General features: G+C 43.5%; 11 protein-coding genes and 1 pseudogene. 3 read left to right on the top strand and 9 right to left on the bottom strand.

All coding sequences use genetic code 11. The features are described from left to right. Nucleotides 1-231: 231 nt before the first annotated feature. From F6K46_RS40420 to F6K46_RS34515, 6 genes and pseudogenes are all read right to left on the bottom strand, one after another. Nucleotides 232-405: pseudogene (locus F6K46_RS40420) on the bottom strand (transposase); the annotation flags it as partial. A gap of 129 nt (nt 406-534) precedes the next feature. Beyond that, nucleotides 535-846 (bottom strand): hypothetical protein, encoded by a 312-nt coding sequence (locus F6K46_RS34495; protein ID WP_293066739.1) that lies wholly within the window; start codon nt 844-846, stop codon nt 535-537. Nucleotides 847-878: 32 nt separating this feature from the next. Then, a complete protein-coding gene (locus F6K46_RS34500) occupies nt 879-1,346 on the bottom strand; it encodes a transposase (RefSeq protein WP_293066742.1) in 468 nt (155 codons plus the stop codon). Nucleotides 1,347-1,379: 33 nt separating this feature from the next. Continuing rightward, nucleotides 1,380-1,775 carry a hypothetical protein gene (locus tag F6K46_RS34505; protein WP_293066745.1) on the bottom strand — a complete coding sequence of 132 codons (396 nt, stop codon included), beginning with the start codon at nt 1,773-1,775 and terminating at the stop codon, nt 1,380-1,382. A 113-nt stretch (nt 1,776-1,888) separates the two neighbouring features. After that, nucleotides 1,889-2,035, bottom strand: a complete 147-nt coding sequence (locus tag F6K46_RS34510) for a hypothetical protein (RefSeq protein WP_293066748.1) — start codon at nt 2,033-2,035, stop codon at nt 1,889-1,891. A gap of 288 nt (nt 2,036-2,323) precedes the next feature. After that, a complete protein-coding gene (locus F6K46_RS34515; RefSeq protein ID WP_293066751.1) occupies nt 2,324-2,530 on the bottom strand; it encodes a hypothetical protein in 207 nt (68 codons plus the stop codon). 573 nt (nt 2,531-3,103) lie between these two features. Between F6K46_RS34515 and F6K46_RS34520 the strand changes: the two genes are divergently transcribed. Beyond that, nucleotides 3,104-4,456, top strand: coding sequence for an ATP-binding protein (locus F6K46_RS34520; protein WP_293066752.1), 1,353 nt, complete (start codon nt 3,104-3,106; stop codon nt 4,454-4,456). Here F6K46_RS34520 and F6K46_RS34525 read toward each other — a convergent pair. Continuing rightward, on the bottom strand, nt 4,413-4,574 hold the full coding sequence (locus F6K46_RS34525) for a hypothetical protein (RefSeq protein ID WP_293066755.1): 162 nt from the start codon (nt 4,572-4,574) through the stop codon (nt 4,413-4,415). The two genes, F6K46_RS34520 and F6K46_RS34525, sit on opposite strands and share 44 nt — an antisense overlap. 329 nt (nt 4,575-4,903) lie before the next feature. On the opposite strand from F6K46_RS34525, the gene F6K46_RS34530 reads away from it, so the two are divergent. Next, on the top strand, nt 4,904-9,781 hold the full coding sequence (locus F6K46_RS34530) for a sugar-binding protein (protein ID WP_293066758.1): 4,878 nt from the start codon (nt 4,904-4,906) through the stop codon (nt 9,779-9,781). 165 nt (nt 9,782-9,946) lie between these two features. Here the strand turns inward: F6K46_RS34530 and F6K46_RS34535 are convergent, their stop codons facing one another. Then, a complete protein-coding gene (locus F6K46_RS34535) occupies nt 9,947-10,198 on the bottom strand; it encodes a hypothetical protein (RefSeq protein WP_293066761.1) in 252 nt (83 codons plus the stop codon). Nucleotides 10,199-10,381: 183 nt separating this feature from the next. Here F6K46_RS34535 and F6K46_RS34540 point away from each other — a divergent pair, with 183 nt between their 5' ends. Then, entirely contained in the window at nt 10,382-10,582 is a 201-nt protein-coding gene (locus F6K46_RS34540; protein ID WP_293066763.1) for a hypothetical protein, read from the top strand. Nucleotides 10,583-10,977: 395 nt separating this feature from the next. Here the strand turns inward: F6K46_RS34540 and F6K46_RS34545 are convergent, their stop codons facing one another. Continuing rightward, nucleotides 10,978-11,385, bottom strand: a complete 408-nt coding sequence (locus F6K46_RS34545; RefSeq protein WP_293066766.1) for a hypothetical protein — start codon at nt 11,383-11,385, stop codon at nt 10,978-10,980. Nucleotides 11,386-11,525: the final 140 nt, after the last annotated feature.

Genomic DNA, 11,525 nt, shown 5'->3' on the forward strand with positions numbered 1-11,525 from the left:
CAACGATGTCAATCTTTCAAGCTCACTAAGAAATTATTTGAATTATTTATTGAATATCGATTATTTACTATGCCTAATTTAGGCACTTATGAGGCTTTCTCTATTATCATTTAGGAGTAGTATAGAAGCTAAAACCCTTATAACTACGTCCAAGGTCAGGCCAAACTAGTATGTATCTTTTTGTAACATATCGGCTGAAAGTATTACCCAATAAGGATTTTAGCTTGCATGTCACCCCCTCAGGTTTTTTTCTTTCCCTACCATCGTATCTCTGGCTTTTCGTCCAACATCATTGCGAGTGCCACCACTAATTTTTCGACGGGTGACAAATTCTCGGATGTCAGAGGAGGCTGCATTGTTGTGGAGTGGAATATCCGGATAATCAAGAACCCTCAGAAGCTGTTTCTTGTTTTTCCTAAATCAGATCTTGGTGTTATTGAGGGTGGGGTGTTGCAAATAGCACCGACCTTTAACCTCATCAAAGCGAGCCGATAAATACTTCTTGTGCTGCTCACTGGGAGTCTTTGGGTAGGTTTAATGCTCTTGGTAATAGTCCCACAAGAGGGTTTGGACTTCTTCAATTTGGGCGCGAAACACAGCGGTGCTCCCCTGTAATTTGCGGATGGCTCGTTCAGCATGAACCCAGCACAAGGCATGGACCAGGAGATTAAACTGGCCTGCACCATCGGAAAGAATCACCAACCTCTGACTAACTCCCGCCTCAATCAAACCTCCCAGCAGAGCCGCTTGTGTGACCAACCGAACCCCCAAAGGCGTGACTATACCGATAGAATCCAAATATTGATTCCAGGCTTGGGTGCTATTGGCCAAGACAAAGGAAGTCAAACTCCAAAACCTTCCATTGCTTTTTCCCTAATTTATAGCTCTGTAAATACTTGCGGGAACACTCCCCCACGTACATAGCTTGGTTTATTGCCGTGGAGTTGCTCCAAAAAGTTGCTCCGACTCTTGCTCAGAGTACTGGCAAAGTAACTAAACCACTCATTGCCAATCACTGTGCAATACCCATTCTTACCTCCCTGGCGGGCTCCGGTATCATCCGTGTGAATGTACTTTGAGTAGCCCAAGCCTGTTTCTAACACTGAGGCAAGTTCGAGATGAAACTCCTCTAGTTTTTCGGTTAATATTCGATTAACTTGGCCTACTGAGATATCGATTCCCCAATCTTTTAGCTGTTGATATATCAACGGTTGCGGCACTCGATTTTGGTAGTGTTCATGCAAGATATAACCTACCAACTCCGGACCATAATGACCCGTCAAGCTATACTCTCGCGGCAACTGGGCACAAATAACACTCCCATCCTCTAAAACGTACTCTGCCAACAAAAATCGAATATTGTTGCGCTTTATACATAGTTAAAGGACATCATATTCCCGATACCCATTGAATCTTGCTCCTTCTGGCAACTCCTCTAGGTCTATTTTGCGTTCTTCATTGACCACGAACCCCTGTTTCTTACTGCTATGGGCAGAACCAGGTCGTTTGCTACTCTGTTGCTGAGACTCAATGCCTTGGTTTAGTTTACTCGCTTTTAACTGGGGCTTCTTGCTCAGTTTCTTTTTCTGCCGTAACTCTTCTTCTAATTGACTGATGCGTTCGGTTAACTCTTTTAGCTGTTTCTCTAATGCTTGATTCTGCTGAGCCAACAACCCTATTATTGCTTGCTGCTGTTGCACAAACAAGCGCAGACGTTCCTCCTCTGGGAGGTCGGTTGTTTCGTCAAGAGTGGCCAGCACAGGAATTTCAGTCATATTTCTGTTAGACGACCAGATTTACGTACTTTTGGCAAGGGGGCTGCCAACATAGATCCCTTCACAGGGGGTGCAGGGGTAATTGAGAAGTTACGATAGTTCCTCATTTTGTCTTAGGGAGTATTGAGGTAGGAGTCTTCAAAGCCATCGTGCTTAATGCTGTACCAAATCTTGCTGTCTGTATCGGTAGCGACAACCACAACTTTGCCTTCATGGGGAATAGTGTTAACCAATTGAAGCTTGTCTTGGAGTAGATGCATAACCTTTGCTGTAATTACCAGAAATTACTTTACATAATCTCGTTAATAATGCCAAAAACTCCAAAATTTAACATTTTTTTAAAGTTTTTTTTTGCATAACTATTGCCTGTTTACACAAACAAACTCCAAAATTTAACATTTTTATTTTCTATATTTATCTTTGATCACCAACTAAAACTTAGTCTTCGTCCATCAAGGCAGAGAACAGGTAACAATAGTAAATAAATACGATGATTGTTTTTGTGTTCTCCTAAATCAGGATTGTTTTTAATGAGCTATTTAGAATAGCTATAGCAGTTTCCAATCTTGTTCCTCAACGACGGAAGTGACCAAATCCCCCAAAGTTCTACCTTTACCCGCAATCGACGCAGGGGGAGTCCGGCGCAATACTTTTGGTTCAGTATCGGAAAGAATCGTCACAATTACACGAGCTTTGGATACTTTTGGTGCATCTGTTAACCATTGAACTTGACCATTTAAGGGTAATGGCTTCATAGCTTTTAAGCATTGGTATTTCCTACTTTAAACGCTAATGTTGGATGGAAATAAAAAGCATTTCTCCATCTCCAAAATTACCATGAAAAATATTCGAGAGGAGCAATTGCAAGGATTGCCCAAACTATAGCGTTTTCTAGTCTAATGAGATACACAAGATTTTTTCTGTGTTCCCTGTTCCCTGCTCCCTGTTCCCAGATCCGCTGTTCCCTATTCCCTGCTCCCTGCTCCCTGCTCCCTATTCCCTAAAACGAAGGTACCCGATCGGGTACTGCTAACAGTCTGACTGATGAGCCACACTAGAAGTAGGGAGTATGAAGGGAGGATCGCATTTATGACATTTCAGGCAACTTTCTGGGCAGCTATTGCATCATATAGCATCAGGATTAGGAATAATGTTACGTTTTGTTGCAATTAAGGGAAAATGTCAATTGCATAATGTGTAGCTATTAAGTCGATAAATTATATAGAGGCTGTATATCCTATAGAGCCTCTAGTTGTCAGGTATGTCGATCTGGCAGATATCGCGGTGCCATCTGACAAAAGTCAATTCGTCTACCGGGGGGAATTTTAATGACAGTCAATTTCGGCAGATTTTTTCGGGTCTGTAATCCCAGTAAAACCCTAAATGTGGGGAGGGCTGAAGACCAACAATATTACATTGATTTTGCCAAGGTGCGGGGCAGCAATATTATTCGAGAACTCAGACGCACCATTACCTTCTCAGAAGACGAGCCGACCTGTCAGTTGTTTACGGGACACATGGGCTGTGGCAAGTCTACGGAGTTATCGCGATTGAAACGGGAATTAGAACAACAGGGATTTCATGTCGTTTATTTTGAGTCCTCTAATGACTTGGACCTGGCCGATGTAGAGATCAGTGATATTTTGCTGACCATTGCTCGTCAGGTGATTCAAAGTCTGGAGCAAGCTAAAATTAAACTCCAACCCACCCGCTTCCAATCCTTAGTGCAAGGGGCGGCTAAGTTGTTAAACTCCGAGGTGACCGGGTTAAAAGTCAACGTTCCTGAGTTTGGTGAGATTGGCCTCAGCTCACAAGAGGACGAGTCTTCCCTAGCCTTTGGGATTGGGGAAATTACCACCAAAGCGAAGAATTCTAAGGACATTCGCTCCCTATTGCGACAACATCTAGAGCCACGGGTCAACAATATTGTAGAAGCGATTAATACAGAACTGATTGAACCCGCTCAACAGCAGCTGCAAAAGCAGGGTAAAGCTGGACTAGTGGTGATTGTGGATAATCTTGACCGGATCCATAATAAACCTAAGTCAGGGCAACGCAATCAGCCAGAATATTTGTTTGTAGACCAGGGGGAGTATCTTAATCAACTCAAATGCCATGTGGTATACACGATTCCCCTGATTTTGGCATTTTCCAATGACCAAGAAAACCTCAGGAATCGCTTTGGTTCTGAGCACCTACTGTTACCGATGGTACAGGTACAAGAACCAGATGGTAGTCCCAGTGATGCCGGAATTGCTTTGCTGCGACAGATGATCTTAGCCAGAGCCTTCCCAGATGTGGAGCCAGAGCAACGGCTCAGTTTAATTACAAAAGTGTTTGATACCCCACAGACATTGGATCGCCTGTGTCTAGTTAGTGGGGGTCATGTCAGGAATTTGCTGGTGCTGCTCCGGAACTGCCTCAGGAAAGACGAACCGCCTTTATCTCGTAACTTGGTAGACAGTGTGATTAGTCAGCGTCGCAATGAATTGAGCAGGGCAATTACACCGGATGAGTGGGAATTGCTCAGACATGTGGCTGAACACAAAACTGTTAGGGGTGAGGAGGAATACCAAATCCTGTTGAAGAGTTTGTTTGTGTTTGAGTATTGTAATGGTCACGGATGCTGGTATGATATCAATCCGGTGTTAGCTGATGCCAAGGAGTTGAATGGAAACTAGACTTCGCGGCAGTTGTCGGGAACAGGGAACAGGGAACAGGGAACAGTGGACAAGAATTGACGCAAACAGTATCAGGAAAATACTTTTGCAAGAGGTCTACTAAATTCAAGGTAAGCATATGCTTCCCAGCGTCGAAGCCTGTGCCACGCTACTTGAGGTGCTATCAGCCGTCAGCTATCAGCTATCAGCCATCAGCTATTAACATTAACTTGTGCCTGCAATCACTCAGTTCAATGACTCTTTGTGCGGTTCGAGGGCGTAAATGAATTCATAAAAATTTCATAATTATGAGGTACATTTTTTTTACCACTCCCTCCCTTATCAGCTCCCTACTCCATACTCCCTACTCCCTAATTCCTAATTCCTAATCCCTGTTCCCTGTTCCCTGTTCCCTGTTCCCTAAAACCCAAAACTCTGTACCTCACCCAATTAAAAACCGCTATTAGAATGCTAGATACAACCGTAAATCACAACCAAGATTCCCTCAGAGAACTAATCCGACTGATTACGTTTTCTCAGGGAGAATTTTCCTTGATTTTAGCGGTTGGTAACTATGGGATATTGAGGAGACAAATTAGTGAGCAGTTGCAGGAGCAATGTTCTATTCCGATCAGGGAGCTGGTCTTAGAGCAATCGGTTAAAACTCTCTATACCACTATTGTGGAAGAGCTAGGTCTGCAACAGCCAGAGGCATTAATGGTATCTGGGATAGACTCAGTAAGTTGCATTGAGGAAGTGCTGACAGCAACCAACCAGATTCGGGAAGAGTTTCGGAACTTTCGGTTTCCACTGGTGTTGTGGGTGACGGATAAGTTGCTGCAAATGCTAATTCGGTCAGTGCCAGATTTCCACAGTTGGTCAAGCTGTGTTGAGTTTGTGATTAGCAGCGGTCAATTAATTGAGTTTATTGAGCAAACCACTGATCAGGTGTTTGCCAAGGTGGTAGCCTCCCGTGAAACTGAGTTTTTGCACAGTAGTACTCTGAATTTAAACAAAGGCTCTGCATCCTATGTTGAATTAGAGTCAGCACGACAGGAGCTGGAAAAGCGGGGAGAGGCCTTAGCCCCTGAGTTAGAAGCGAGTTTGGAATTTGTGCTGGGTCGAGTGGCTGATAATTGTCAAGAAGAGTCTCGACAGCATTATGAGCGCAGTTTAGCTCTGTGGAAACAAACCGATAACCTGGAACGCCGTGGACATGTATTATTCTGTTTAGGCTTGTGGTGGGCTGGTTATGGACTGTGGCATCAAGCTGAGAAGGAGCAAGCTTGTGAACAAGCAAAAGTTTATTTTCAGGAATCGGTTGAGGGTCTTGAGCAGGCTAACCGCCTCGACTTAGCTGCCAAATATATTAATTTTTGGGGAGATACACTTCAGCGGCAGTCAGATTGGGAGCAGTTAAAGACAGTTGCCGAAAAAGCCTTGGCGCTCCATCAAACCTATTCTGATCCGTTCAGAATGGCACGAGCTTATGGCTTTTTGGCTGAAGTAGCCCTAGCCAAATCAGCCTTTAAAAAAGCGCAAGAGTATTCCAAACAAGCGCTTTTTCTGAGCTCAACGGCATCAGCTAATATAGTCAATCCCTCACCGGAACAAGAAACTTTCTTAGACTGGCACAAGTCTTTTGCCCAGGGTTGGTATTTATTTTCCTTGGGACGAGCACTGCTTGGGACTATGCGGACGCAAAAACATCTTGGTCAATTACAAGCAGCACTTTATAACTTGGAAACCGCTAGAGCAGAAACCAAACCCCACTATGATCCAGAACTTTATATTGGTATCTTGAAGGAATTACATCAGGTCTATTGCCAACAAGGGGACTATCTCACTGCCTTTGAGATTAAACAAGACCAACAGGGGATTGAGAGCCGGTTTGGGTTTCGGGCATTCATTGGTGCTGGTCGATTGCAGCCCAAGCAGCAGGTAACTAACCCAGTTTTAGCAACGGTTGAGTGCTCAAAAACCATAGCGCCAGAAATTGCGGCTTCTGGCAGGGAACACCATATTAATCGCCTGATTGAGCGCATGGAACAGGTGGGCTCTAGACTAACTGTGATTCATGGACAGTCCGGGGCGGGGAAAAGCTCAATGATTGAGGCGGGATTAATACCAGCATTAGAACGGCAAACCATTAATACCCGTCGGGTATTACCGGTTTTGCAGCGAGTTTATAGGAATTGGATTCAAGCACTAGGCAAATCCTTAATAAACACTCTGGAGAAGAGAGTAAATTTAACCTCTGTGGCTGGTAACCTTGATTCCACCAACCTCATTCTTGAGCAGTTGCGCAAAAATGCTAGGCAAAATTTGCTTACTGTTTTAATTTTTGACCAGTTTGAAGAGTTTTTATCCGTTTGCTCAAACCCCAACCAGAGGCGAGGTTTTTATGAATTTTTGCGAGACTGTCTGAATATTCCTTATGTAAAGGTAATCTTGTCTATGCGAGAGGATTATTTACATTGGCTGTTGGAATGTAATAAGTTTGGAATCGATTTAGAGGTTATTAATAACAATATTTTAGATAAGAGAATTCTGTTTCACTTGGGTAATCTTACCCCAGCAGATGCCAAATTATATCTTCAACGCTTAACGGAGCAAGCTCAGTTTCCCTTAGAGCAAGCACTGATTGATAAATTAGTGGAGGATTTAGGTAAAGAATTAGGGGAGATTCGACCAATTGAGTTGCAAGTGGTAGGGGCGCAACTGGAACGAAACCAAATTACCACCCTAGAACACTATCAACACCTAGGAGATAACCCAAAAGCTGAATTAGTCAACCAATACTTAGAAGAAGTAGTGGAAGCCTGTGGTTCCGAGAACAAACGGGTTGCTGAATTAGTGTTGTACTTGCTAACGGATGAAAACAACACCCGCCCCCTCAAAAATCGCCATGATTTGGAAAAAGAATTAAAAGCCTTGGCGGCTGATGTAGAAACAGAGCTAAAACGATTAGATTTAGTGTTGGAAATTTTTGTGAAATCCGGCTTAGTGCTGCTGTTAAGAGAATTTTATGGTAATCGCTATCAATTAGTCCATGATTATCTGGTCGATTTCATTCGACAAAGAAAAGGGGCTGACATCATAGCCGAACTTAAAGCTGACATCAGAGCAGAACTTGAAAAAGAACGAGCAGAACTTGAAAAAGAGCGAGAGGCGCGACAACGGCTTCGGAAATCGTTGCTGACCGGGTTAGGGGGATTTAGCGTGGTGATTACTATACTAGCTATTGTAATCTGGCAGTTGCAATCGGAAAAATTTTACCAAAGACAGGCGACCCTGGCTAAACTCAACGCTGACTATCAGCTCTCTCTTCTGGAAAAAAATCAGCTTGATGCCCTTTTAAGCAGCATCAAGGGAGGGAAACGATTAAACCATAAAATAGCTAAATCAGACATTGAAAAAGAGACTTTATATAACCTCTGGCAAACAGTCCACTTAACCCAAGAACGCAATCGTTTAGAGGGACATCAAGGTAGTGTCTTGAGTGTTAGTGTCAGTTCTGATAATCAGCTCATTGCCTCAGCTAGCTCTGATCAAACCATTAAACTGTGGAGTCGTGATGGCCAATTGCTGAATAGCTTAGAAGGACATCGGAATATAGTGTGGTGCGTCAGTTTTAGCCCTGATAATCAAATTATTGCTTCTGCCAGTAAAGACAAAACCGTTAAACTTTGGGGTCGGGATGGCACCTTAATTAATACCTTGACCGGACATAGCAAGGGGGTGAAGTGGGTAAGTTTTAGCCCGGATGGTCAGACCATTGCTTCTGCCAGTGGTGATAAAACGGTTAAACTCTGGAACCGTGATGGGACTTTGCTAAAAACCTTGACAGAACATCAGGATGCTGTTTTGAGCGTTAGTTTTAGCAATGACGGAGAGTTAATTGCTTCCGCCAGTAAGGACAAAACCGTCAAACTCTGGAGTCGTGATGGCAGGTTAATTAACACCTTGAGGGGACATGACCAGGCTGTTTGGAGTGTAATTTTCAGTCCCAATAGTCAGACCATTGCTTCAGCTAGTGATGATCAGACCGTGAAACTTTGGAACCGTGATGGAATATTAGACAAAACCTTGCTAGGACATGATCATGCTATCAACAGCGTCAGCTTTAGTCCTGATGGTGAGTTGATTGCCTCAGGGACTAGTGACGGAAAAATAAAACTCTGGACTGATAATGGTACACCAATTTCAACCCTTCCTGGTCATAAAAATACTGTCAATCAGGTTAGTTTCACTCCTGACGGTAAGATGCTAGCCTCAGCTAGTCTTGATTTCACTGTCAAACTTTGGAATCTTGAGGGAATCTTGCCTAAGGTTTTCCAACCTACCACTTATACAGTCTATGGTTATGGTGCTAGTTTTAGCCCGGATGGTGAGATAATTGCTTCTGGTAGTCGAGATGATAACACGGTTAAACTCTGGAACCCGGAGAAGCAGATTAGGGAACTTACCCTCGAGGGACATCAAGGTTTTGTGAATGGGGTTGATTTCAGTCCCGATGGTCAGTTAATTGCCACCGCCAGTAATGACAGGACGGTGAAACTCTGGAATCGCCAGGGCAAACTGCTACTTACTCTAGAGGGACATAGGGATCGAGTTAATAGCGTGAGTTTCAGTCCTGATAGTCAAATCATTGCCTCTGCGAGTGAGGATAGCACAGTGAAACTCTGGACCAGGGAAGGGAAATTGCTACGTACTTTAAAGGGACATGAAGAGGCAATAAATCGCGTTAGTTTCAGTGCCGATGGTCAGTTAATTGCCTCTGCCAGTGATGACAAGACGGTGAAACTCTGGAACCAGGACGGCACTCTAATTACTACCCTTCCTGGGGATAGGAAGTTGTCCTCGGTTAGTTTCAGCCCCGATGGTGAGCGGATTGTGGCAGGTGCTGCTGGTGGTTCTATCGTAATTTGGAGTCGTAAAGACATCTCTTGGCAGCAATTTGAGTCTGAAAAAGGAGTAGGGCATACAAAAACTGTTTATGATGTCAGTTTCCACCCCAAGGGAGACCTTATTGCTTCTGCTAGTGAAGATGGCACAGTTAAACTCTGGCACCCCAATGGAATTTTAATCGGAAGCTTAACCCAGGGGTCTGAACCTGTGGAGTCTGTGAATTTTAGTCCAGAGGGTGAAACCCTAGTCTGGATTAACGCACCTAATCGAGTGAGTATTTGGAATTTAGATTACAGTCAATTAAACGATGTGAATTCCTTACTGAAGCGTGGTTGTGATCAGATCGGTAATTATCTTAAAAATAACCCGAACTTCAAAAAAGAAGACAAAAAAGAAGACAAAAAACTCTGTGAGGGAATTGAGGAGCAAGAGTAAATTAGGTGGAATATATAGCATTTATCATAGTAATGAGGTACACAAGATTTTTTCCCTGTTCCCAAATCCGCTGTTCCCTATTGCTTACTCCCTAAAACCCACAACTTGTGTAACTCACCCAATTAAAAACGGCTATATATAATCAATCTCTAGCTGAAGCGGACTCTACTGAAGTCCCGATTGTGGCTTGTCGTAGCGTGGCGGGATAGGATCGTGGTCTCCAGGCTCTCTAGCTCCAGCAGCGGTATCAAATATAGTGTATTTAAGGAATGAAACATCCTCCAATAGACTATTCTCACTATAGTCAGGTTCGGTGATTAAGTTCCAGGAAGCTGTCTCCATAGCTAAAACCTGACTAGCAGTGATTGTCGATACTGCTGTCATCCCTAGTAGGGAAAGAATTTTGTAACGTTTCATAAGTGGACTCCGTGGGTTCTCTGCTAATTCCAACTCGATTCATATATACATTTATCCCAGATTGATGGCTCAGATCAGGATATTTCCTAGGTTTGTGGATCAGATCAGGAAATTTTGTGAGCGTAGAATATCGTAGCTTTGGCGGCCTTGACGAATCAGCAGAAGGAAAGTTCCCCATGAAGAATGAAGAATGAAGAATTAAGAATTAAGAAGTCTGGCTTCTGGCTTCTGGCTTCTGGCTTCTGGCTTCTGGCTTCTGGCTTCTGGCTTCTGGCTTCTGGCTTCTACATTCTGGCTTCTGGCTTCTGGCTTCTGGCTTCTGGCTTCTGGCTTCTACCTCCTACATTCATTCTACATTATCCATTGTTAATTATCCATTGTTAATTGTCCCTTCTTAATTCTCCATTCTACATTCTTAATTCTACATTCTCAATTCTCCATTCTTAATTCGTAAGCATTTAGCTATCAGCTATCAGCTATCAGCTATCAGCTATCAGCTATTAGCTATCAGTTATCAGTTATCAGTTATCAGCTATCAGCTATCAGCTTTTGAAGAAAACAGCTAAGGATTAGTTTAATTTGAGGAAAGTCTTTTCAATAAAACAGGTAAGGATTAGTTTAATAGTCACGAAAGAGGTTGATTTTAAGCTGACCACTGACCGCTGACCGCTGAATGCTTACCTCAATTCTCCATTCTACATTCTTAATTCTCCATTCTCAATTCTCCATTCTTAATTCTCCATTCTTAATTCTACATTCTTAATTCTCCATTCTACATTCTAAGAACGTTTGACTTTCGAGCAGAGCTGATTCAATAAGTCCTTTGGAATGGCCTCAAAATTTTCTAACAGAAAATCCATTAAGGCCAGATGATGCAAGGAATCGGACGAGGGAGTTTTATAGCGAGGACCTTGGGCCAGCCAGCTGTTGACAGCGTAACTTGAGCGGCAGCAGATGTTAGCGATGTCTTCTTGATTAACTTGCCATTTCCAGTAAAACTCCTGGGGGGTCATGGACAGTCGGCAGTTGCTGTATAGGTAGATCAAGATTTCCTCTCGCTCAGTGATGGGATTAGGATAGGCATGTTCCCATGTGGATTGGCTCCTGGAAATTTGGGCAAGGCGGTCTAGGGCTCGCTGACAGTGAATCAGATGATTCAGATGGTCATTTGAGCGATTTGTTGGCATGATGGAATTACCTGGGCGACCGATGAAGGCGCTCAAAGGAGTGAGAATTCCATAATTCTCCATAGAGGCTAGAGTTCAAGCGAAGTTCCCACCCGAAGGGGCGCTGCGAGATGGATATATCCGGCTTCTGAGCTAGAATA

Source organism: Moorena sp. SIO3E8, from assembly GCF_010692445.1.
Taxonomy (GTDB): Bacteria; Cyanobacteriota; Cyanobacteriia; order Cyanobacteriales; family Coleofasciculaceae; genus Moorena; species Moorena bouillonii.

Bases quoted from the DNA above. Each gene is read 5' to 3' on its own strand.
- F6K46_RS34505 (WP_293066745.1), bottom strand. From the start codon at position 1,775: ATGACTGAAATTCCTGTGCTGGCCACTCTTGACGAAACAACCGACCTC.
- F6K46_RS34510 (WP_293066748.1), bottom strand. From the start codon at position 2,035: ATGCATCTACTCCAAGACAAGCTTCAATTGGTTAACACTATTCCCCAT.
- F6K46_RS34515 (WP_293066751.1), bottom strand. From the start codon at position 2,530: ATGAAGCCATTACCCTTAAATGGTCAAGTTCAATGGTTAACAGATGCA.
- F6K46_RS34520 (WP_293066752.1), top strand. From the start codon at position 3,104: ATGACAGTCAATTTCGGCAGATTTTTTCGGGTCTGTAATCCCAGTAAA.
- F6K46_RS34525 (WP_293066755.1), bottom strand. From the start codon at position 4,574: ATGCTTACCTTGAATTTAGTAGACCTCTTGCAAAAGTATTTTCCTGAT.
- F6K46_RS34530 (WP_293066758.1), top strand. From the start codon at position 4,904: ATGCTAGATACAACCGTAAATCACAACCAAGATTCCCTCAGAGAACTA.
- F6K46_RS34535 (WP_293066761.1), bottom strand. From the start codon at position 10,198: ATGAAACGTTACAAAATTCTTTCCCTACTAGGGATGACAGCAGTATCG.
- F6K46_RS34540 (WP_293066763.1), top strand. From the start codon at position 10,382: ATGAAGAATGAAGAATTAAGAATTAAGAAGTCTGGCTTCTGGCTTCTG.
- F6K46_RS34545 (WP_293066766.1), bottom strand. From the start codon at position 11,385: ATGCCAACAAATCGCTCAAATGACCATCTGAATCATCTGATTCACTGT.